The organism is Thalassospira mesophila (assembly GCF_002115755.1).
Taxonomy (GTDB): domain Bacteria; phylum Pseudomonadota; class Alphaproteobacteria; order Rhodospirillales; family Thalassospiraceae; genus Thalassospira; species Thalassospira mesophila.
Genome location: NZ_JFKA01000003.1, coordinates 167,359 through 189,764, shown reverse-complemented (window position 1 = coordinate 189,764; position 22,406 = coordinate 167,359). Strand labels below are relative to the sequence as shown.

Genomic DNA, 22,406 nt, shown 5'->3' with positions numbered 1-22,406 from the left:
CGGCCAGGCAGCACCTGTTTACGCAGCTTGGCCGGTGGATTAATCGTGCGTCAAATTATTGTTTCTGCGCTTTTTGTTCCGCTTTGGCTTCTTTGGCAGCCTGTTCCTGCGCCGCCAAAAGCGGTTCATAGCGTTTGTCGGTCAGGGTTTTTAAAAACGCAACAAGGGCGTTTTCGCGGCGGCTGTCCAGCGCATCACCCTTTTCAAGTTCCGTCATCGACAGGGTATCGGGCACCTCGGGCGCGGCCCACGGCTTGTGGGTTTCATTGTTAATCTGGGCGGCCTTGGACCGGCTGTTATATTTGTTATAAAAGCGGATCACGGTTTTAAGGTCGTGAAAAACACCATTATGCATATAGGGCGCTGTTACCGCGACATTGCGCAGGGACGGTACCTTGTATTTGCCCTTGAAGGACGGGTCGGTAATTTCGGGGTTATCAAGTAACCCGTTATCGACAAAATCGGGGTTTCTGCCATCGCTTGTGCGCTGGGCACGGTTCTGGGGCACGCCAATATTATGGTACTGATAATTGGTGAAGGTTTCACCTTCGGCCCCGGCCGATTTCAACTGATGGCATTCATTGCAATTGGTGAATTGCTGCGAAAAGAACAGCACCCGGCCAAGTTCCTCGTTCGGGTTCATTTTATATTCACCGCGCAGCCAGCGGTCATATTTTGAATCAAACGGGGTGAACTGGCCGGTTTTTTCAAAGGCGGCAATCGCCTGCGTCATAGCACTAAAGGCCGCGTCGTCATCATCCCATATATTTTGGTCAAACAACGCTTTAAACGCCGTGACATAATCCTGGTCTTCTTTCAGGCGCGACACAACATCATGTGCGCCGCCCATGCCCATTTCCACCGGGTTTAACGGCGGTCCACCGGCCTGTGCGGCGAGGTCTTTGGCGCGCCCGTCCCAAAACTGCCCACCCACCGGGATGCCATCTTTGGTAATGTGAAAATCGGGGGCCAGGCGGGCATAGGCCGCCATCGGCGCATTGCGATCACCAAAGGAAGCGCCGTCATCGCCCATTGAAAACGACCCGTTGGCAATGCTGTCGCGCGGATCGCGAAAGGCCGTATCGGGGTCGTGGCAACTGGCACAGGCCTGGGTGCGGTTTTTAGACAGATTGGTATCAAAATAAAGCGCCTCGCCCAGATCGGACAGTGTCTTGAACGCGACTGATGACCCATCCTGCGCATGGGCACCCCTGTTTGCAGCGTCCTGATCCGGGTTGGTCACAGCGCCAGCGGCATTGCCAGCGGCCAGCACGGGTCCTGCAAACATCCCCAAAACGGCAAGAGCCACACCACAGCTCATCGCCCTGTTTTGCCAGGGGCGATGACGCACCGGCAGCGACGGTTGGTATTTTTCGGGGGAGCTGTTCATGATGGGACTTTCAGGCGCTATGTGACCGCAAATCATTCTGAATTGCTTTCTACCGTCCCTATCTGTGCCATTCATTGACAAAGGTCAAGACTGAACCGCGAAAAAGCGTCCCTTAATCCTGACTTTCATCGACCAAAAACCCTAAACAGCAGCAACACGGCGGCGACGACGCAGCAACGGCATCAGCTGCACGCCAATAATGGCCGCCAAAATCAGGCCGCATCCGGCATATTCCATTGGCAACAGGCGCTCGCCCAAAAATATGGCCCCGGCAATGGCGGCAAAAACGGCCTCGGCACTCATGATAATCGCGGCATCGGCGGCTTCGGTGTAATTTTGCGCCACGCATTGCAAGGTAAAGGCCACCCCGGCCGACATGATACCGGCATATAAAATTTCAAACCCGGCCCCGTAAACCGATTGCAGGCTGAAATCTTCGGTAACGGTGCCCATGGCCATGCCCAAAACACCGGTGACAAAAAACTGCACGGCAGCAACGGTTAGGGGCGCACGGGTGCGCTTTGCCATAATGCCCACCAGCACCACCTGGCACGCCCAGAAAAAGGCGCTGCCAATCACCCAGAAATCACCGCTGCCCAAACCGGACAAATCACCGCCGCTGAGCATATAGGTGCCCATAACGCACAAAACCCCGCCGGGCCAAACCGCCCAATGCGGCACAATGCGAAACACCAGCAACGCCAGAATGGGCACGGTCGGCACATAAAAGGCGGTTAAAAACGCGGCATTGGTAACCGACGTATCCATGATGCCGATTTGCTGCAAGATAGAGGCCAGAAACATGGCAATGCCAGTTGCCAGCAAGCCCAGTTTATCGCGACGCGAAAAACGATATCCCGCCACATACAGGCGCGAAACCTCGCGCAGGGCAAACGGCAGAACGGCCACGGTACCGAGCAAAAACCGCACGCCGGTAAAATAAAACGGGCCGATGCTGTCCATGCTGGTTTGCTGCACAACAAAGGTTGTGCCCCAAATCAGGGCCACAAACAGAATAACGCCATTGGCTTGCCAGCGAGTCATGGTTTCGGTCCATCCCTATCGCGATCTGATGCCGCAATTTTTAAATTGTATAATATATAAAAGCTCTTAGCGCAGAGGCTCGCGCGCTTCAAGCAATCTGTTTCACACATAAAAATTGCGATACCGGCCCCAAAGAACAGATATCGCAATGATGTGGTAAATGATCAGAAACCGGGGCAAAAACCGGCGCGTCAGCTTGGGGCGTCCGGCAGGGAAATAACCGCGTCGCCCGATGCAATACCGGTGCGATATTCCGCTGCCAGCGCGGCATAACGATCGGCAGAGACCTTGAAAAATTCGATTTCTTCCTGGGTCAGTTCACGCACCTTGCGCGCCGGAATACCGGCCCACAATTCGCCCGCCGGAATGCGTTTTCCCGGCGATAACAAGGCACCCGCGCCCAGCATGGCACCCTGTTCAATCACACAGCCATCCATCACCGTGGCCCCCATGCCCACAAAACTGCGGTCTTCAAGGGTGCAGGCGTGAATGACGGCAGAATGACCAATGGTAACATCATCGCCGATATAAGTGCCAAATTTACCCTTGGCGACATGCACCATGGTTAAATCCTGAATATTGGTGCGCGCCCCGATGCGAATTTCATGCACATCACCCCGAATGACACAGCCAAACCAAATCCCGGTTTCCGGGCCAATTTCCACATCACCAATGATCGTGGCATTAGGCGCGATAAAGGTTGTTTCATCAATTTGCGGCACAGCATCGCGGTATTTCAGGATTGTTGGCATAATATCTGTCGTCCCTGTCTCGTTGCGGGAATGATTTGGCGCAGCTTAGCGCCTTCGCCGCGACAAGGAAACACACAGCACAACCAAATCAGCCAAACCGCGTGAACCAGCCTTACCGGGCCGGTTTTGCAAACCGCTTGGCGCCAAAAACACAGGCAATCACCGCCACGGTGATCATCACCATTGCCGGGTCCACGGTTTCTGACAAAACAGCCGCGGCCAATACCATGCCAAAAAACGGCTGTAACAATTGCAATTGCCCGACGGCGCCAATGCCACCCAATGCCAGCCCGCGATACCACAATAAAAAACCGATCAGGCTGCTAAAAACCGCGACATAACCCAGCGACCACCACGACGCCCTGCCAATGTTCTGCAAATCATCGGGCATGGTGAAAACCAGCAAGACCAGCATCAGGGGCAAGGCAACGACCAGCGCCCAGCAAATCACCTGCCAGCCGCCGATCTTGCGCGACAAGGTTGCCCCTTCGGCATAGCCAAGGCCGCATACCACAATTGCCGCCAGCATTAAAAGATCGCCCCGAATTGCCCCTTGCACCCCGTTGCGCAAGGCATAGCCACAAATAAGCGCACTGCCCAAACCGCTAAACAGCCAGAATACCGGGCGTAAACGCTCGCCGCCGCGCAACACCCCGAAAATGGCGGTTGATAAGGGCAACAGGCCAATAAATACCAGCGAATGCGCCGATGTGATAAATTGCAACGCCAATGCGGTTAACAACGGAAAACCCACCACCGTGCCCAGCGAAACAATTAACAACGAGACATAATCGCGCCGCGATGGCAGGGATTGCCGTGTACCCAACAACAGGCAAAGCGCCACCCCGGCGGCCAGCACCACGCGCGCCACCGTTAAAAATACCGGATCAAAGCCGGTCATCGCCAGGCGCGTGGCGGGCAAAGACCCGCTAAAGACCAGCATCCCCAAAAATCCGAATATCCAGCCCTGTGTCGTGCGGCTCATCACGGTGTCCTCCGGTTTAACAAAGCGCTAGCAATCGCTTGCTGCAAGCCGAAACACCAGACATAATCCAGTACAATTTAACCAAACTGTATTGGTGTTATGGGAAGTACAGATGCCGCATTTAACCAAACAAACCAGCATCACGCGTGTTGGTCAGGTTATGGAACATATTCAGACGCGCATCGCCAGCCGCAGTCTGGTGCCCGGTGCGCGGCTTCCGTCTATCCGGCAATGTGCAGAAAAAACCGGGGTGTCAAAATCCACCGTGGTTGATGCCTATGACCGGTTGGTAGCCGAAGGCACCATTGTTTCACGGCGCGGATCGGGCTTTTTTGTTGCGGGCCATATGCCACCGCTTTCGATTGCGCAACTGGCCCCCAAACTGGACCGCGCGATTGACCCGTTCTGGGTATCGCGCCAGTCGCTTAGCACCGATGACAGCGTGTTAAAACCCGGCTGTGGCTGGTTGCCGCCCGACTGGATGCCGCACGATGCGCTGCGCCGGGCCTTGCGCCATTTGGCCCGGGGTGACGATACCCGCCTGACCGATTACGGCACGCCTCTGGGCTCTCTGCCCTTGCGGCAATTGTTAGGCAGGCGCATGGGCGACTATGGCATCCCTGCCCGCCCGGAACAAATCATGCTAACGGAATCGGGCACACAGGCAATTGACCTTTTGTGCCGCATGCTGATTGAGCCGAGCGATACCGTTTTGGTTGATGACCCGTGTTATTTCAATTTTCAGGCCTTGCTTCATGCCCACCGCGCCACAATTGTGGCGGTGCCTTATCAAACCGATGGCCCGGCGATGGATGCGTTCGAAGAAACCATCGCCCGCCATCAGCCACGGTTATATGTCACCAATTCGGGCCTGCATAACCCCACCGGTGCCAGCCTGTCGCCAGTCAAGGCGCACAAGATTTTAAAAATTTGCGAAAAACATCGCGTCACCATTATTGAAGACGACATTTTTGCCGATTTTGAAACCACTGCGGCGCCCAGGTTGGCCGCATTTGACGGGCTGGAAAATGTTGTCCATATCGGCAGTTTTTCCAAAACCCTGTCGGCATCGGTGCGCTGTGGCTATATCGCCACCCAGGTCAACTGGATCGACAAACTGGTCGACCTTAAAATCGCCACCAGTTTTGGCGGCGGCAATTTATCATCGGAAATTGTGCTGTCGGTTTTACGCGACGGATCTTATCGCAAACATATGGAACAGGTGCGCCAAAAGCTGGCGCGCGCCATGACCGATGTTACCGCAAAATTCAGCCCGCTGGGTATTGTGCCCATAACCCCGCCTGCGGCTGGCATGTTTTTATGGGCGCGCCTGCCCCATGATATGGACGCGACCGCCCTTGCCCATGCGGCCTTGCGCGAAAACATCATTCTGGCACCGGGCAACGTTTTCAGCCTGTCAAAAACAGCGGGCAGTTTTATGCGTTTTAACGTCGCACAGTCACAAGACGCCCGGTTGCTTGATTTTTTAAAAGCTGAAGCAGCCTTGCAGAAATAGCTGAAAAACCGTTGAAAACAAACAAAAAGGCGCGTTACCAGAACCGGGTAAAGCGCCCTTAATTTTTCAGGTTAACACGTGCCGATCAGGGAAACAGTGGCTCGATCTCAAGCCCCATGGTTTCGGGCAGGCCCATCATGACATTCATGTTTTGAACCGCCTGACCCGATGCGCCCTTCACCAGATTATCCTCGACCGCGACAATAATCACACGGCCTGGCACCCGGTCCTTGACCACACCAATCAGCACATAGTTTGACCCGCGCACATGGCGGGTTTGCGGCGTTGCCCCAAAGGGAAGAACCCGCACAAACGGCTCGCCGGCATAGCGTTTGGCAAGAACCTCGTGAATTTGCTCTGGCGTCACGCCATCGGCCATTTTCACATAGATGCTTTCAAGAATGCCGCGGCTCATCGGCATCAGATGCGGGGAAAAGTTAATCACCACATCCTCGCCTGATGCCCATGCCAGCCCCTGTTCAATTTCGGGCGCATGGCGATGCCCGCCGGTGCCATAGGCATGAATGCCTTCGGTTACTTCGGCAAACAAAAGCCCTTCCTTGGGCGAACGCCCCGCCCCGGTGGCCCCGGATTTGGCATCAACAATAATGTCCTGTGCCAAAACCAGTTTCTGTTCCAAAAGCGGCGTCAGGCTTAGCTGCACCGGGGTTGGATAACAGCCCGGATTTGCAACAATTCGTGCCTTGGCAACTTTTTCCCGGTGCAGCTCGGTCAGGCCATAGACCACTTCTTTTTGCAATTCCCGGGCCGCATGTTCGGCCCCGTACCATTCCTTATAAGTCGCGGCGTCAAACAACCGGAAATCGGCCGACAGATCGACAACCTTGATATGGCCCGGCAAACCGGCAATCACTTCCTGGGTCGTGCCATGTGGCAGCGCACAGAAAATAAAATCAACACTATCCCAGTCCGCCTCGTCAATACGGATCATGGTCGGCAAGTTCAAATGGGCGAGATGCGGGAATACCTCGCCAAACGGACGCCCGGCGCGTCGGTCGGCGGTCAACAGAACAATTTCGGCAGCGGCATGGTGCGCAAGAATGCGAACCAGTTCCGCGCCGGTATATCCGCTGGCACCGAGAATTCCGACTTTAACCTTGACGTCGCTCATTTCAAATCTTGCTCCTTACAGCATATATTTGTGTTTGATTACCGGCGGATGTTGGCAAACATGCCCCCCTGATGCAAGACATTCCGATCCCCGATTGCACAGCAGCGCCATGCAACACCTGCATATACGCAAAACCACGTGCATCCGGGATATTTGTTTATGGAGAACGAGGCTTGCGCGCGATTGCCGGACAGGCGTTTTTCTCGGCCGGGCGGGCGGTTGCGAATCTTTTTATCGCTTCATAACCGGTCACCGGCATGACCGGATAAGCGGGCACAAACCGATCATCGGATAATCCAAACGAACTGGCCCGCAAGCCGGAGCGCTTTTGCCAGATACGGCGATGGGCATCAGACAAATCCACCTTGGGATCATCGATCAGAAAAATCGCATCGCGCGCCAGCCGGTCATTATATTTATGCGCCGATGGCAACCATGCGCCCAGTTGGCGGCGCATTTGCCCGGCCGATGGCACAATTCTGGTGCGGCTGACAAAATACTGCATTTTGGCAATCAACGGGGCCAAATCACCCGGCGGGGCACCGCCATGCGTGGCCCGATCGATAAAAAATGCCACATCAATTTCGGTCGGGTCGCGGTGAATGATCGGCTTTAATGCCTGATAAATTCGAAAAAACCGTTGCACTTTGCCGCCATCGGCATTGGCGGCCTCATAGACCATGCGATAGGCTTCCTGTACTTCGGGCAAGGCCCCGTACCGGGCGAAACGTTGCCGCAAATCACTGCGGCGACGGGTATTGGCCCAGGCGGCACATAATATGGTTTCTACACTGTCATCATCGCCCAGCACCACCCGGCGCATGGTGTCGGCCTCGGGCCCAAACACGGTTTGCAACAAACCGGGATGGGCTTTTTCCGCCAGCACAATAATTTGTTGAATTTCGGCCCCATGCCCCGCCGTCGCCCCGCGTGGCCCCCATGTCAGATAGGATGCCTTGTCATTGGAATAACAATCGCGGTCGCCTTCGATAAATCTTTTGCCGGTGGCCGGGTTGCGTGACTGGCAAAAATTAAACTCCACCCGGTCAAAATCAGTTCCTTCCAACGCAAAGGTCAACTGGTTTGCCCGCTCGATCGCATCGGGATAGGGCATGATTTCGGGCATTAGTGATTGCCACAACCCAATCGTAACAGCCCCCCTGTCGGTCGGGTCTTGTCGGGCAGCCGCCGCCGCTCGATTACACGGTCGGTAGTCCTTGATCGCCTTTTGGGTATTGGCACCTATGGCACCGTCGGGCGACCCGTATTGCGCGGAAGAACTGCGCTGGCATTTGGCGGCGGCGGCAAACAGGCGTTCCTGAAACACCGACACAATGCTGAATTTGCCCACGGCAAGGGGGCGCTGGTCATATTCATATAAAACCTGATGGGGATTGGGCGCCGCCCACGCCGCGCCCGTCGCCAAAAACACCAACACCACCAGCATCAGCACGGCCCCACAGGGCACAACGCGGCCCAAAAGCTGCATGGATCGCCACCGCACTTTCATCATCCCTGCCTGCTCATGCCAGCCTGTTCATCCCTGCTCGCCCTGCCTTTTCATGTCTTTTTCGCGCATTCCTGACAGCCCCTTGCACATGTCGTTCGCCTGTCCGCCAAGCAAGCCATCAAGGGTCGATAAAGTCAAACCGGCGATGGTCATTTACGGGCAATGCGGCAAATCACCCCGCATCACCATAATATAGGCATTTAAAATGCCGTCTGCAGGGTCCAGGGCCGTTAAGCCCCGGACCCAAACGTAAATCAGGCCAGTTGTGCGGCATTGATGACCCGCGACTGTGCCAGCAACGCCAGACGATAGCTTCCAATCGCGCGAAAACCAATCGCATCATAGGCACGGGTGGCAGCCGGGTTATTGGTAAACAACACCGCGGCCTTGCAACTGCGCACCCGGGCCGCAAGCAGGCACCGTGCCACCAGCAAACGGGCATAGCCCTGATTGCGGTATTGCGGCGGCGTCCAGACCGGGCCAAGCTGAACAATATCGGGCAGACGGGCATTAAACCCGGCCAGTGCGACCGGCTCGTCATCGACCATCAAGCCCCACCATGAACGATCCTCAAGGGCTGTCACAACACGGGCGGCCACCCGCCCGTCTAATGACGGGGATTCTTCTGCGCCCAATGCTTCCATTTCATAATCGCGCATCCAGCGCAGCAGCGTCGCACGGTCAATTTTGGCGGCATCGACAACCTGATAACTGTCAGCCAGCGGCGGCATTGCCAGATTAAGCTGGTCAAGCTCAAGCCGATACAGGGTTTCGTCGTGATTAACCGCGTAGTGCCCTGTTTCCAGACCAAAGCGCTGTATCACCGTTTGCGCATCGCCCGAGGGGCCTAATATCCCGGCAACACGGCCCGTGATATGGTCACGGCTGAAATCTGCCAGATCATTCATGATGTGATTATGGTGCGGATTACCCGGTTTTGCCCCAGCCCCTTGCACCAGCACATTACCGCCCCGCATATGGGCAATCACAGCATGGATTGTGCCATTGGCGGCAACAGCAGCAAAATAATCGGCAGACAAGGGATGTTGACGTCGGCCCATACCGGCAGCACGCAGATTATTGCGCAAAAACATCGTGCTGCTGGTATGGGTCGACAAAAAGCCCTCAAGTGCGGGCCGGTCGGGTTCGTGCAAACTTCTGTATTGCATGGTGTTTCCTGAAATTTAAGGTGAATGACGGTCGTAGATGGAAAACTGAAAACAGAAAAAGCCCGCTGGCATCACCAGCGGGCTTTTTGAAAATCGCGATTGCGTATAGCTGCCGGTTAGCGCTTCGAGAACTGGAAGCTACGGCGGGCTTTGGCTTTACCGTATTTCTTACGTTCAACAGCACGTGAGTCACGGGTAAGGAACCCGCCAGCTTTCAGAACTTTGCGCAATTCCGGTTCGAAATTGATCAAAGCGCGTGAAATGCCATGACGCACTGCGCCGGCCTGGCCTGAAAGACCACCACCAACAACGGTGCAGAACACGTCATACTGGTCATTACGAGCAGCAGCGCCGAACGGCTGGTTGATCAGCATGCGCAGAACCGGACGACCGAAATAGTTTTCGAATTCGCGGCCATTAACAGTGATCTTGCCCGAGCCGCGTTTGATCCAGACGCGTGCAATAGCATTTTTACGACGACCGGTCGCATAAGAGCGGCCCAGTTCGTCAATCTTCGGCTCCGGCAGGGTGCCTTCAACAGCAGCGGCCTGACCGGCTGGCGCCAGATCCTTGAGATCTTCAAGAGTTTTGGTGTCGGCCATTACTTCGCGCTCCGCTTATTCTTTTCGTTCATTGCCGCCACATCCAGAACTTCCGGCTGCTGCGCTTCGTGCGGATGCTCGGTGCCTGCATAAACGTGCAACTTGGTCAGAACCTGGCTGCGCAGCGGACCACGTGACATCATACGCTCAACAGCTTTGATGATCACACGTTCCGGATGCTGGCCGCCCAGGAGCTTGTCCATGGTGCGTTCTTTAATGCCGCCCGGATAACCGGTGTGCCAGTAAAATTTCTTGTCGGTCATTTTACGGCCGGTCAATTTGACCTTTTCGGCATTGACGATAACAATGTGATCGCCACAATCCATGTGAGGCGTAAACATCGCTTTGTGTTTGCCCCGAAGCCGATTGGCAACGATTGAAGCCAAACGACCGAGAACGACGTCTTGTGCGTCGATCACGAACCATTTGCGCTCAATGTCGCTCGGTGTCGCAGAGAAGGTTTTCATAAATTCATTACCTGAAACTGGTTTTCACGGAGGGAATCGCCCCTCGCTGAAAGTGGCCGCAGTATGCCAATTTTTACGGGGAAAGCAACAGGAATAATTCGTTATAAAACAACGACTTATGTAAATTGGTATTATTTTACCACACGAATTTACACTTTTCTATCCCGCTTTGACCACTGGCGGCATGGCATAGGTGCCAACAACATGTGCGCACAGGGCATTATCGACCGCTGAGCGAATATAACATTGTGCAATCAGCAACCGCTTTCCGGCCTTTAAGACACTGGCTTCCGCAATCAGGTCGCCCGGCTGTGCGCCAGACAGGAAATGCACCGTCGCCTCGGTGGTAACCGCATGATCGGCAACGGGTACCTTCATCCACGCCACAGCATATAAGGCAATATCGGCCAGGGCAAATATCGCCGGGCCGCAAATAACATTCCCCGGGCGCAAATAACGTTCATTGAACGGCAATCGCAACCGGGCAACCGCCCCGTCCAGACTCTCGGTCACAATGCCCATATCGCCAACAAACGGCACTTTTTCGGCCATGATACGATCAAATTTCGCAACACTGATGTCTGTTGTTTTTAAGGTATTCTTCGTTGCCTGATAATCCATTGTCACCATTTCGGGTTTTTACCGACATCATCAAAAATCTAACGTTTACGTTAACGTCAATTTTTAACCCTGTCATTGATAAAATAGTGCCGGAAAATTAATGCGCGGGTCGCGCGCGCCGCCCCCCGTTTTAATAATCGGGGCAATGAAACGGCGCGCCGGGGCTGGCCCGCTCGCCGCCCCGCAAGGTCACCGGTGTGTCGGATGCCTAAAATAGTGAATAAAGCTCGATCAGGGTCAGCACCAGAACATATCCCACCGCAACCGCTGCAATCATATAAGCGCCGATCCGGGGGGCCCATCGTTCCACACCGCTGCGGTTTGTTTTTTCTGCGGCGTGATGCGTGCGCGCTGGCTGGGCCTCAAGTTCGGCATAGCTTTCAGATGTCGCACGTCGGCGGCCCGAGTGAACCGGGGCGGGTGCGGTTGTTTCGACAGGAATTTTTGCTTTTGGGGTGGCCGGTTTATGGTCCGGCAAACGCAACCCATGATGTTCGATAGCCATGTCAGTCAAATCCGGGTTGATCGCAGATACCGACGGTTCAATGTGCGGCACTTGCGTTAATCGGGAACGTAAATCGTCAGCTTGCGCCGGCGGTGTCCCTGTGGTGTCTGAAACCAGCGGTGCCTGATCAGATACGCCGGCGTTTGTAACACCATCCATATCTCGCGGCACGTCACCATTGTCAGCCTGATGATCCGATACAGCATCTTTCCCGGCATCTTCCCCAGATGGCGACTGGTTTGCCAATTCATCTGGTTGCGTGCCGGTTTGTTGTGGGTGCGGCGTGGTCGTTTCCCAGATATATTGGTCTGGTACACGGGTATTGCCAGTTTTTGTTTCCGGTCCAATCCGGGTAACAATTATTCCTTTGCTCGCCAGTCTTTCAATGGCTGCAGCTTTTTTGTTTTCAAGATCACGTTCGATAGCCTCGGAACGGTCATAGCGATTAAGTGAAGACTTTGAGGCCGGAGACAGAACCCGGCGATCCTGTTGCAACTTGCGATCAGAAACATATGCAGAAGGCGGTTTGCGCTGCGGTTCTCGTTCAGGTTTTTCGCGTTCTTCCATGACAGTCACCTGATGCCGGCAAATGTTGCGGATATCGGCTGTTTATGCCTGTCCTCAACTCTGCCAGCCAATGCTGACTGAAGTGATAACAGCAACCACAATTTTCATGCTATGACAAACAAACAATAACTTGCAGTATAAATCGATGCAGGGAGGAAAAAATGACCTTAAAAAACACTATGACCGGAAATTATCTACTTCGGGAGGATAATGATTCGGTCGCTACAATCATTATGGACACCCCCGAAAGGCGTAACGCTCTATCCTCCCAGATGATGGAAGCATTACACGCAGAACTTGAAGCCATTGCAACTGACCGCACTATTCACGCTGTAATTCTGGCGGCAAATGGTCCGGTATTTTGCGCAGGCCATGACTTGAAAGAACTCAAAACTATTTCGCATTGCGATGGCCATGCCGCGCTGTTTGCCCAATGCAGCGACTTGATGGTCCGCATTGTGACCCTGCCCCAGCCTGTTATCGCCCGAGTCCATGGTATGGCCACCGCCGCCGGGTGCCAGCTGGTGGCCAGTTGCGACCTTGCCGTGGCCACGCAAAGTGCCCGTTTTGCCACTCCGGGGGTTAATATTGGCCTGTTTTGCTCAACCCCGATGGTGGCATTATCGCGCAATATCGGCCGTAAACATGCCATGCGCATGTTATTAACCGGCGACCCGATTACGGCAGATCAGGCATGGCAAATGGGCCTGATTTCCGATGTGGTTGCCGATGACATGCTGGAAAATGTGACGCAGGAACTGGCCGAAAAAATTGCGGCCAAATCGGCATCGACCGTTAAAATCGGCAAGGAAGCTTTTTACCGCCAGATCGAAATGCCGCTAAACGCCGCTTATGACTATGCGTCATCGGTGATGACGGCAAATATGCAAACCACTGATGCTGGCGAAGGCATCGGGGCCTTTGTTGAAAAACGTCCCCCGACATGGCGCCACGAATAACCTGTGCAAAAAATATGGCGGCATTTCAAATGTGAAAATGCCGCCATATCGACGCCTGTCGCATGATATTTTATACCAGTTCTCTATAAGGAACTCATGGGGAACTGGTTAGGCGCGACGGCGCCGCGCGGCTTGTGCCGCGAAAGGCAAGGGGTTCAGAGAAGCCCGCCCGCCGACTGAGGGCCTCATTGATCGATTTCGATCAATGAGGTTTGGTATTAGTCATGATATTTTACTGGCGCAAAACACCTGTGCCAAACAAATCAATCAACCCGTCGGCCAGCGCGCCCCGCCACACCAGATAATCATGCCCGCCAGCAAATTCGCGATAATGCACATCGTAGTTTTTAGCTTCCAGCACATCGCGCAAATGGCGGTTGGTATCGATAATACCGCCGACCCCGCTATGCCCGGTTTCAAACAGCCCGGCACTTAGAAAAAAGCGTACCGGCACGACAGGCTGGTTAACCACCCGGCGCGCGACAAATTCTTCGTCCTTGGGGGCCGCTTCGCGCGGATGCCACCAGAACGACCCCGACATGCAAAGCGCATTGCCAAAAACATCCGGATGGCGCAAGGCAACCGTTGCCGCCGCCAACCCGCCATAACTGGACCCGGCCAACACCGTTCGCGCAGCCTGTGCCTTTATCCCGGTTTCATCAATAACCCACGGCAAAAATTCAGTCGCCATCGCATCAGCAAAGGCCGGGTTTGCCGGCAATTCATCGGCTCGTGCATCGGCATCGGGATTGCTGATAAACACGGCCATGACCGGCGGCAGTTTATGCCCGGCAATCAGATTATCCAAAATCGCCGGAGTGGGAATTTTCGTCAGATACGCCTTGGCATCAAACACAAACAGCAACAGATTTTCGGGGTTGTGCGGGTTAAACCCGGCTGGCGTATAAATATAGACATCGCGCTGGTTGCCCAGTATCGCGCTATCAACCCGGTGATGCACCAACCGCCCCGGCTTCACAGTTTGATTGGGGGCCACCATGCCCGGCTGCACCGGTGCATCGGCCAAGGCAATTGTCGATTGACGGTTAAAGTCGTCAGGCCCATCGGCGGGCCATGCGGCCCTGTTAAGCGGGTCTTGCTGCGCCGTTGCCAAAATCGCCATCCGCTGATCGCGGGCCGAACCGGGAATATCAGGCACATCGGGTGCCAGTTGATAGGACATCCGGGTCGATCTTGGCACCACGAAACTTTTAAACCAGATGTCGGATTGCCCCAGCCGGTCCAGATATTCATGATTGCCAGACGGCGCACCAAACAAACGCACATTGCGCTGCGCCCCGCGATAGACAAATGTCATTAGAACGGTGCCAGGTGGCGTCAGCCCGGTTTCAACAAGCGGGGTACCGACAAGGGCGGCATGCTGCCAAAAACCATCGGTCGCCCCGCCTGCGGCAACCACGTGATCCGCCTGCGTTATTAACTGGCTTTGATAGCGCGGCGCCGGAGCCACGACCTGCCGGTCGATGGGAACATGCATCGATATTTGCAGATCAAACCCGGTTGCATTCCCGGTGCCGCCATTGCCCGCACCCGCATCAGAAACCTTGTCTTCGATATCATAAGCGGTGAAATCTGCCCCGGCCTGCGTTAATCGAAGGGCCACCTCCCCGTCAGGAGCAACAAACTGAAATTCGCCCTTGCCGGTCGATTGCCAAAGCAACCGGCGCAAGGCACCGCCCTTCCCATCCACCAGTTCCAGATCAATTGCGGTATTCCCGGTATCAATCGTGCCCCGCACATAATCGGCGTTTTGGGTGGCAAGCGGAATAATGCGAACAGCATCCCGTGCAGGCAAGAGCGCCTGAAGCGCCCCGCCTTTAATAACGGCATTTTCGTTTGTCATCCGGGTGTCCTGTGCCAGAGCGCGCTGCGGTGCCGGGGGGACCAGCACAACTGCCACCCCCGTCACCAAAACACCCAGCATCATCAAATATGAACGTAACATTCGAATTGGCACCCCGTTTACCAGCTGTATTTCAGCGACGCCATTACCGTACGCCCGGTTCCGTAAAAGCACGATGTTGCGCCTGCACAACTGGCAACATAGGTGTCATCAGCCAGATTGATGGCATTGACCTGCAATTTTGCCCCTTCAAACGTGCTTGAAACAACACCAAGATCATAACTGATCATGGCATCAAATAAAGTTACGTCGGAAACCTTGATGGTGTTGGTGCGATCGGTACTTTCGCCGATATAACGCACCCCGGCCCCCAGCCCCAAACCATCAAACACCCCCGATATCAGATCCTGCTTTAACCACAGCGATGCCTGATCTTCGGGGGTCCGATCGCGCTTTAGCCCGACACTGGCAGGGTTGGCATCTTTGGAAATTTCAGCATTAATGTGGCTGTAACTGGCAACCACATTCAGGTTGTCCAAAATTTCGGCATGAGCCTCAAGCTCATAGCCTGTGCTTTCAATTTCACCGGTCTGGTAACTCAGGTTTGAAACCGGGTCGCGCGACACAACATTTTGCTGGGTAATCTGATAAACCGACGCAATCAGCTGATACCGGCCGCTATCGGGGCCAAATTTGATACCGGCTTCATATTGCTGTGCCGTTACCGGGTCATACGGGGTGCCGCTGCCATTGCTGCCCAGTTGCGGCTCAAACGAAGTGCTATAACTGACATAAGGGGCCAACCCGTTTTCGAAATTGTAAATCGCCCCTAACCGGCCCGAAAAGGCACTGTCAGAATAATCAACAGACGTTCCGGCTTTGCGGTCCTCAAACGTGCTGTTGGCCCAGTCATGGCGGCCACCGGCACTTAGCGTTAACTGGCCAATTTCAAGCTGTTCTTGCACATAAAGGCCAATCTGGGTTGCCTTGGTGCGTTCATCATAGGAATAGCCATCATAAACAACCGTGCCAATTGGCCCGTAATCGGGCGATACCCAGTTGATGGGATAGGATGTATTACTGCGTTGATATTTGTTGTCATAAACGGAATGTTTCGCGTCCAGCCCAACCAGAACCTTATGATCAAATTCACCGGTGACAAAATCAAACTGGGCCTGATTATCAATAGCGAACTGGTCAAGATCATCGCTATAGGATGTTGCCCGGCGATCAATGGTTTGATCGTCAATCGTGCTCCAGCCTACCATGGCTTTAACGTCGCTTTCTACCATGGTGTAGCGGGCATTCTGGCGCAGGGTCACGCCGTTGCTCACAACATGTTCAAGTTCGTACCCTGCCGATGCCTGGGTGCGCGATGATTCCTCGAAATTGGGGTTACCAATATAAAAATCCTGCGGGATATACCCGGAACTGGTTGGCGTAACCAGGCCTTTTGACATCATAAAGTTACGCGTCCCGGCATCGGGATCATTTTGATACATCAACGATATTGTCAGGCTGGTTTTTTCGTTCGGGCTCCAGTTAATCGACGGCATCACAGCAATGCGGTTTTTATCAACATCACCTGCCGGTTCTTCCTCGGTAATTCCCTTTGCCACCATGCGCCACGAAATGCCTTTTTCCGCCGAAAGCACACCCGAAAAGTCGCCTGCTGTGGAAAACAGGTTATCAGTCCCCGCCGTCAGTTCGACCGAACGGGCCGTCTCGCCGGTGGGCTTTTTTGATACCAGATTAACAATCCCGCCCGGGTTCGCCTGACCATATAAAATAGAAGACGGACCACGTAAAACCTCGACCCGTTCAAGAAAATACGGCTCCACCTGGCCAAGCGACCCCAAACCATAGGTCAATCCATCGAGATAACGCGGTACATAGGAAAAACCGCGCACATACATTTCGTCATGCTGGTTCGATCCGCCGCGATATTCGGTAAACACCCCGGCAGAATAACGCAGGGCCTCGGCCACCGAACCGGCCTGTTGATCCTCGATTTGTTCGCTTGGCACCACCGACACCGACTGCGGCGTTTTGATCAAAAGCGTATCGGTTTTTGTGCCCGCCCGGCTGCGCCTGGCAACATATCCCTGAACCGGGCCATCGCCGCGCTCGCCAATGTCTTCCACCCGGATCGGCTCCAACACAATCGCACCGTCCTGGGCTGCCTGTGCGGTGTTTTTTTTGTCCTGTTCCTGAGCAATGGCAACCGACATCGCGCCCAGACTAACCCCTGCATACAAACCCGCCATCAGCATGGTCTTGCGCACGGGGTTCCGCGAACGACCAGATGCCGATGATAAAACCCGTTGTTCAATAATACCCGTCATTGATGTGCCCTTAATATTCCAGATAGATAAATTTGGACAAACCGGTCCTGTTCTGCCGTTTCGGGCAGAGGCAAAGCGGTGGAAACTTTCAACCGGCCAAATGTGTGTTCACGGGAAAAAAGCAGCGCGATAACAAGCTGCGGCATCAAAATGACGTATCGGGTTCGGCAAACACCGACCCCATCGCCGCACGGTATCGTTCGGCTTTGCTTGCGCAGAAACGAAATCAGTCCCCTCGAAATCGCATCTGTTGTCATCAGCGGTGCCACAAAGCCAACAGCACAAAGAATGTCAGTCGTCGGATATCATAAGGCCCCCGTTCCAAAACAATCCTCTGAACCGGTTTTGGCCGCCTCGTTGACTGATGAATGTGCAATTGATTATTAATATCGAATACGTGAGATAGCAAAGTTAAGAATGACTTGCATCTGCGAACCCGTTTGCGCGGGCATCATTTCCATTTGCAAAATGATCGCCGCCATGAAAAGTCAGCCCGCCCCATGCCGCTGACAAAGCTTTGCCAAAATGCAAAATTTGCGGCACTGTGGCGAACATTCCCGTCGCCGACAAGGACACCGTCATGACATTTGAAATTTGGGCAACCTATGCATTCGCCTGTGCCATTGTGCTGGCCATTCCCGGCCCGACAATCATGCTGGTGGTAAGTTATGCACTGGGCAAAGGGCGGCAAACCGCATGGGCAACGGTGCCGGGCGTGGCGCTGGGCGATTTAACCGCGATGACGGTATCGCTGCTAGGTGCCGGAGCCTTACTGGCGGCATCGGCAACGGCGTTTAGTGCGCTAAAACTGGTGGGGGCGGCCTATCTGGTTTATCTGGGGGTCAAAATGTGGCGGGAAAAACCCCATCAATTGGAAGATTCAGACGAAACCCGGCGCAACCGCCCATCGCGCATGTTTTTACATGCCTATGTGGTCACGGCCTTAAACCCCAAAGGCATTATCTTTTTTATCGCCTTTGTGCCGCAATTTGTTATTCCGCATCAGCCGATAATGCCGCAATTTGCCGTTTTGATTACAACCTTTGTCAGCCTGGCTGTGGTCAATGTTGTGTTATGGGCTGTGGCAGCAGGTACAATGCGTGAAAAATTCCGCAGCCCGCGCGCCATGCAAATCATGGGGCGGACCGGTGGATCGGTGTTGATTGCAGCCGGGCTGTTAACCGCCCTGGCACGCCGCGCCAACGCCGCCGTTTAAAACACCCGCCCGTCACAAGGGATATATCAGGTTTGCCGACTGGCAGCACGGGCACGGCCAACACGCATATTGGCCGATTGCGGGCCAATTTTGCCCCATAATTGTTTGACCAGCGGAAATGCCGTTATCAGCAAGCCAATAATCAAAACATCCCAGGCTGGCCGTAACGGATACATCCACTGCAAATTGGCCTGCAACACCACCAGTGGCGGCACCCCGGTGGCAATGGCAAACCAGGCATATTCAATGGCAGCAGTGCCAAGGGCGGCGGCAACCGCCAGCCCCAGCAAAGTTACCGGTGATTTCATTTTCCAGTTCATCTTGCTGGCAAAGCGCGACAGCATCAGCCACAGGTAAAACCCGGCCATTAAGGTGGCTTCGGTCACATCAAGCTTGGATTGCATGAAAAAATGCAAAATCCCCAAAACGGCAATACCGTAACTGGCCTTGTGCAACCGGCCCCAATTGCGGCCCAGCCGTCGCATCATGCCATTGGTGGATGTCACCCCCAGCACCACCAGCCCCATCACAGCGACAAACCCGATGGTCAGATAAATTCGCACCAGAATTTCGGTGGCAATGCGCGAAACATCAAACGACTGATCGATAAAATACAGCAGCAAATGGCACAGCGCATAGCCCATTGCCGCCAACCCAACCATGCGGCGCACCAAAACAACCCGGGTAAATTTGGTCACCCGGCGCAACGGCGTTATCGCCAGGGAAATCAGCAGCATCCGAATGGCCCAATCGCCGGTGCCATGAATGGCATCCTTGATCGGAAGCGACACGCCTTCGTGAAACAGCACCGGCCACAGCACAACACATCCGGGTATCAGGATGGCAACAAACACCATCAATTTGAAGGTCGAAAAGCGTCCGGAATGATCAAGCCATGGAAACATGGGCGCGTGCCTGTTTTAAAGGGGTTGCCAACCGGGAAAATCGAAAACGGCCCCGGCAGCATCAATATGGTGCGGTATAGCCACCCCATACAACGCGGAAATACCTGCCAGGTCACTTAAACTCGTGATCAACTCTGCGCGAGGCGGCCATTGCCAAAACGTGATCAATGCTGCCACCATTGCGCCGTGGTAATGTCTGCATATGTGTGAAGAACGATTTTTCGCCCCTGCCCGCCAAAGGAAAGAACAAATCATGCCCCAATTTACCAATCCGGATAGCGCCGCCCTGCGTGAGCTGTTCGACGCCACCCGAACCATTGCGCTGGTGGGTGCCAGCCCCAAACCGGAACGTCCGTCAAACCGGGTGATGGCGTTTTTGCTGTCGCGCGGGTTTCATGTCATTCCGGTTAATCCGGGTCACGAAGGCGGCACAATCCATGACCAAACCGTTTATGCCCGCCTTGCAGATATCCCCGAGGGGATCGATATGGTCGATATTTTTCGCCGGGCGGAAGATGCCGGACAGGTGGCGGATGAAGCCATTGCCATCAAGGCAAAATCTGTGTGGATGCAGTTGGATGTGATTGATGAAACCGCCGCCCTTCGCGCACAAAACAGCGGCTTGATCGTGGTGATGGACAAATGCCCGGCCATTGAAATTCCCCGCCTGTTTGCAGCCGACTGGCACAAAAACTGACATACGCCCGTGATCCCGACGCGTGCGCCGATACAACACAGGCCGGTTTCGGGGCCACGCGGGTGTCGTATCCATGGCCCGATAACAGGCAAAACAAAAGCCGCCCTGCACAATCAGGGGCGGCTTTTATATGACCTGCTGTTGGTTTTGCCTGTTATCGTTACCCGGCAACCCTATGCACTGCATCCTTAGCGCCGCACGCGGCATTTGCCGCATATCACAGGGGGTATTCAATCATCACGGCAGCCAACAAAATGGCCGAGCGGTTATTTTTGTGCGGTCAGGGTTCCGGCCACTTTCGGCGTACCGCTTTGGCACAAGCGAATTAAGTCCGGCAGCAGCCCTTTATTGCCCATGAAAACCGGCTGAACCGCACTGGTAACATCATAGGTCGTGGTGGGTTCGCCCGTTACCGCATCAAAAATGCCGGGGCTTTCGGTCACAAGCGACATAACGCCACTGCGATTAATCCGCAGCGAGGCAAATCCCTGTGCATAGGAAACACGGGCACATTCATTTCCCAGCACGCCATCAAACTGCACAACCAGGTTATAACGCGGGTTTTTCATCAGATTGGCGCGCGACAAAACCTGATTAGCCTTCAGGCCAGGTGTCGGCACATATTTTGCCAGCCGTGCCTGAGACTGCACAATATATCCGTCGGGGAAATAAACAGCCACATCTTCAGATAACAAAACCCGGTCGCCCAGAATGGGGCCGGAGCGTAACAGCGCCTTGATTCGCTTACCGGGAATTTCACCGGAAAAACCGTTAAACCGCAAAACTTTTGAATCGCCACGTTCGCGCGCGAACAGTTTTTCAAACGGAACAACCGGCGTTGGCTCTGCTGATCGGGCGGAACTGGCTGAAATGCCAAAAATTCCGGAGCCTATTACTGCAGCAACGGCAAATAAAACACTCTTTTGCCAAAACGACTGTGTGTTCATCTTCCCCCCGGAATCTTCGTTCGTTCAACCGTCACGATCAAACGACTGTATGGGTTTATGACATCATTTCAAGCAGTCTTTCACAATCTGCTTCCCCGTTATCTCGACTATCCAAAAAAAACAACGGGATGACATGATGCCATCCCGTTGCCGAAGATTTGGTAAAGGACCGATAGTTTATCTTAGTTATCGATCGAAATCGTTACACGACGGTTACGCGGTTCACGAACACCATCCGGAGTCGGGATCAAAAGATCGCCTTCGCCAACAGCATCTTTCTTCACGCCATCAGCCTTGATACCGCGGGTCGTAAGAGCGCTTGCGGCAGCATCGGCACGACGTTCAGACAGTTTCTGGTTGTAAGAATTCGGACCAGAGGCGTCCGCGTGACCAACAACCGAAACAGTACCCGGGCTAGCTGCCCACTGGTCAGCAGCGGCGTCAAGAACGCGTTTGGCAACCGGGGTGATGGTGGATTTGTCGAAGTCAAAGAAGATCGTGAACAAACGCGGTGCGGCGGCAACCGGCTGGGTTTCTGCCGGTGCGGCAGCAACCTTCGGTGCTTTCAGCGTATCAATCGCGTCTTCATATTCTTTCCAGCACTGGGTGATCAGGTCGGTCTGCCAACCTTCTTCACTTTCTTCGATCCAGCAATCGTAACGGGCCTGCGCGGTTGCAGCAACATCAGGCATTGCTTCACGTGCGCCACCGTCAAGCAGGCCGATCAGTTCTTCACGAACGGCGCGCTTCTGTGCGATTTCCTGGTCGTCGAAACGCCAGTTTGCCGGATCTTCCGGAAGGATGGTTTCGTTTTGCGCTACTTTTGCGGCTTTACGCGCAAAGAAGTCAGCGTCAAAGAAATCGTACCATTCATCGGCTTCGCGTTCTGCGTAAGCGATATATTCGGCTTTAAGATCTTTACCGAAGGCGGTGGTGGGCTCGGCACCGTGCATAGCGGTGTCAAGCGAGCTGTTATAGGTCAGCGGATTGCCACCATAAGCAACAGCAGTACCAGAGTTGTCGATGCTGCTACATGCGGCCAGCATACTTACGCTGCCAAGTGCGAAAAGGAAAGACGAACGAAACTGCATGTTTTTTGCCCCAGTAGTTCAGGTTGTTATCAAACTCTAACAATAGTACCAAACGTGGTAATATTATGACCGAAAACGCATAGAAAAGCCAAAGGTTCCAAGATATTATTTTTTATTGTGAT

The 22,406-nt window shown here is 54.2% G+C and carries 21 protein-coding genes; 4 read left to right on the top strand and 17 right to left on the bottom strand.

Annotation, left to right across the window (positions count from 1 at the left end; all coding sequences use genetic code 11):
- Nucleotides 1–55: 55 nt before the first annotated feature.
- From TMES_RS08760 to TMES_RS08745, 4 genes are all read right to left on the bottom strand, one after another.
- Nucleotides 56–1,390 (bottom strand): cytochrome-c peroxidase, encoded by a 1,335-nt coding sequence (locus tag TMES_RS08760; protein ID WP_245835270.1) that lies wholly within the window; start codon nucleotides 1,388–1,390, stop codon nucleotides 56–58.
- A 141-nt stretch (nucleotides 1,391–1,531) separates the two neighbouring features.
- Nucleotides 1,532–2,434 (bottom strand): DMT family transporter, encoded by a 903-nt coding sequence (locus TMES_RS08755; RefSeq protein ID WP_085581573.1) that lies wholly within the window; start codon nucleotides 2,432–2,434, stop codon nucleotides 1,532–1,534.
- A gap of 191 nt (nucleotides 2,435–2,625) precedes the next feature.
- Nucleotides 2,626–3,186, bottom strand: coding sequence for a gamma carbonic anhydrase family protein (locus TMES_RS08750; RefSeq protein WP_085581571.1), 561 nt, complete (start codon nucleotides 3,184–3,186; stop codon nucleotides 2,626–2,628).
- A 112-nt stretch (nucleotides 3,187–3,298) separates the two neighbouring features.
- On the bottom strand, nucleotides 3,299–4,171 hold the full coding sequence (locus TMES_RS08745) for a DMT family transporter (RefSeq protein WP_085581569.1): 873 nt from the start codon (nucleotides 4,169–4,171) through the stop codon (nucleotides 3,299–3,301).
- Nucleotides 4,172–4,283: 112 nt separating this feature from the next.
- Here TMES_RS08745 and TMES_RS08740 point away from each other — a divergent pair, with 112 nt between their 5' ends.
- Nucleotides 4,284–5,687 (top strand): aminotransferase-like domain-containing protein, encoded by a 1,404-nt coding sequence (locus tag TMES_RS08740; protein ID WP_085581567.1) that lies wholly within the window; start codon nucleotides 4,284–4,286, stop codon nucleotides 5,685–5,687.
- An 85-nt stretch (nucleotides 5,688–5,772) separates the two neighbouring features.
- On the opposite strand, the gene argC is transcribed toward TMES_RS08740, so the two are convergent.
- The 8 genes from argC to TMES_RS08705 all read right to left on the bottom strand — a co-directional run bounded on the left by argC (nucleotide 5,773) and on the right by TMES_RS08705 (nucleotide 12,260).
- Nucleotides 5,773–6,819 carry an N-acetyl-gamma-glutamyl-phosphate reductase gene (gene argC, locus TMES_RS08735; RefSeq protein ID WP_085581565.1) on the bottom strand — a complete coding sequence of 349 codons (1,047 nt, stop codon included), beginning with the start codon at nucleotides 6,817–6,819 and terminating at the stop codon, nucleotides 5,773–5,775.
- A gap of 157 nt (nucleotides 6,820–6,976) precedes the next feature.
- Complete coding sequence (locus TMES_RS08730; protein ID WP_245835269.1) at nucleotides 6,977–8,332, bottom strand: hypothetical protein; 1,356 nt, start codon at nucleotides 8,330–8,332, stop codon at nucleotides 6,977–6,979.
- A gap of 24 nt (nucleotides 8,333–8,356) precedes the next feature.
- Nucleotides 8,357–8,482, bottom strand: coding sequence for a hypothetical protein (locus TMES_RS23405; protein ID WP_281253462.1), 126 nt, complete (start codon nucleotides 8,480–8,482; stop codon nucleotides 8,357–8,359).
- 101 nt (nucleotides 8,483–8,583) lie between these two features.
- The gene (locus TMES_RS08725; RefSeq protein ID WP_085581561.1) at nucleotides 8,584–9,498 is read right to left on the bottom strand and encodes a GNAT family N-acetyltransferase; all 915 of its coding nucleotides are present in this window, start codon (nucleotides 9,496–9,498) and stop codon (nucleotides 8,584–8,586) included.
- A 116-nt stretch (nucleotides 9,499–9,614) separates the two neighbouring features.
- Nucleotides 9,615–10,100 carry a 30S ribosomal protein S9 gene (gene rpsI / locus TMES_RS08720; protein ID WP_085581559.1) on the bottom strand — a complete coding sequence of 162 codons (486 nt, stop codon included), beginning with the start codon at nucleotides 10,098–10,100 and terminating at the stop codon, nucleotides 9,615–9,617.
- Nucleotides 10,100–10,567, bottom strand: a complete 468-nt coding sequence (gene rplM, locus TMES_RS08715) for a 50S ribosomal protein L13 (RefSeq protein ID WP_085581557.1) — start codon at nucleotides 10,565–10,567, stop codon at nucleotides 10,100–10,102. The genes rpsI and rplM overlap by 1 nt, the downstream gene beginning before the upstream one ends.
- Before the next feature lie 159 nt (nucleotides 10,568–10,726).
- Nucleotides 10,727–11,197, bottom strand: coding sequence for a PaaI family thioesterase (locus tag TMES_RS08710; protein WP_245835267.1), 471 nt, complete (start codon nucleotides 11,195–11,197; stop codon nucleotides 10,727–10,729).
- Nucleotides 11,198–11,396: 199 nt separating this feature from the next.
- Nucleotides 11,397–12,260: a hypothetical protein gene (locus tag TMES_RS08705; RefSeq protein ID WP_085581553.1), complete on the bottom strand. Its 864-nt coding sequence runs from the start codon at nucleotides 12,258–12,260 to the stop codon at nucleotides 11,397–11,399.
- A gap of 179 nt (nucleotides 12,261–12,439) precedes the next feature.
- Between TMES_RS08705 and TMES_RS08700 the strand changes: the two genes are divergently transcribed.
- Nucleotides 12,440–13,219 carry an enoyl-CoA hydratase gene (locus tag TMES_RS08700; protein ID WP_425444050.1) on the top strand — a complete coding sequence of 260 codons (780 nt, stop codon included), beginning with the start codon at nucleotides 12,440–12,442 and terminating at the stop codon, nucleotides 13,217–13,219.
- 232 nt (nucleotides 13,220–13,451) lie between these two features.
- Here TMES_RS08700 and TMES_RS08695 read toward each other — a convergent pair whose 3' ends face one another.
- Together TMES_RS08695 and TMES_RS08690 are read right to left on the bottom strand one after the other, a co-directional pair.
- A complete protein-coding gene (locus tag TMES_RS08695) occupies nucleotides 13,452–15,185 on the bottom strand; it encodes an alpha/beta hydrolase-fold protein (RefSeq protein WP_085581549.1) in 1,734 nt (577 codons plus the stop codon).
- Nucleotides 15,186–15,202: 17 nt separating this feature from the next.
- Nucleotides 15,203–17,428 carry a TonB-dependent siderophore receptor gene (locus TMES_RS08690; protein WP_085581547.1) on the bottom strand — a complete coding sequence of 742 codons (2,226 nt, stop codon included), beginning with the start codon at nucleotides 17,426–17,428 and terminating at the stop codon, nucleotides 15,203–15,205.
- 580 nt (nucleotides 17,429–18,008) lie between these two features.
- Between TMES_RS08690 and TMES_RS08685 the strand changes: the two genes are divergently transcribed.
- The gene (locus tag TMES_RS08685; protein ID WP_085581545.1) at nucleotides 18,009–18,644 is read left to right on the top strand and encodes a LysE family translocator; all 636 of its coding nucleotides are present in this window, start codon (nucleotides 18,009–18,011) and stop codon (nucleotides 18,642–18,644) included.
- A 26-nt stretch (nucleotides 18,645–18,670) separates the two neighbouring features.
- Here the strand turns inward: TMES_RS08685 and TMES_RS08680 are convergent, their stop codons facing one another.
- Nucleotides 18,671–19,549, bottom strand: coding sequence for a protein-methionine-sulfoxide reductase heme-binding subunit MsrQ (locus TMES_RS08680; RefSeq protein ID WP_085581543.1), 879 nt, complete (start codon nucleotides 19,547–19,549; stop codon nucleotides 18,671–18,673).
- 253 nt (nucleotides 19,550–19,802) lie between these two features.
- On the opposite strand from TMES_RS08680, the gene TMES_RS08675 reads away from it, so the two are divergent.
- The gene (locus TMES_RS08675; protein ID WP_085581541.1) at nucleotides 19,803–20,246 is read left to right on the top strand and encodes a CoA-binding protein; all 444 of its coding nucleotides are present in this window, start codon (nucleotides 19,803–19,805) and stop codon (nucleotides 20,244–20,246) included.
- Between the two features lie 266 nt (nucleotides 20,247–20,512).
- Here the strand turns inward: TMES_RS08675 and TMES_RS08670 are convergent, their stop codons facing one another.
- Together TMES_RS08670 and TMES_RS08665 are read right to left on the bottom strand one after the other, a co-directional pair.
- Nucleotides 20,513–21,193 (bottom strand): hypothetical protein, encoded by a 681-nt coding sequence (locus tag TMES_RS08670; RefSeq protein ID WP_085581539.1) that lies wholly within the window; start codon nucleotides 21,191–21,193, stop codon nucleotides 20,513–20,515.
- Between the two features lie 182 nt (nucleotides 21,194–21,375).
- Nucleotides 21,376–22,284 (bottom strand): OmpA family protein, encoded by a 909-nt coding sequence (locus TMES_RS08665; protein ID WP_085581537.1) that lies wholly within the window; start codon nucleotides 22,282–22,284, stop codon nucleotides 21,376–21,378.
- Between the last annotated feature and the right edge of the window lie 122 nt (nucleotides 22,285–22,406).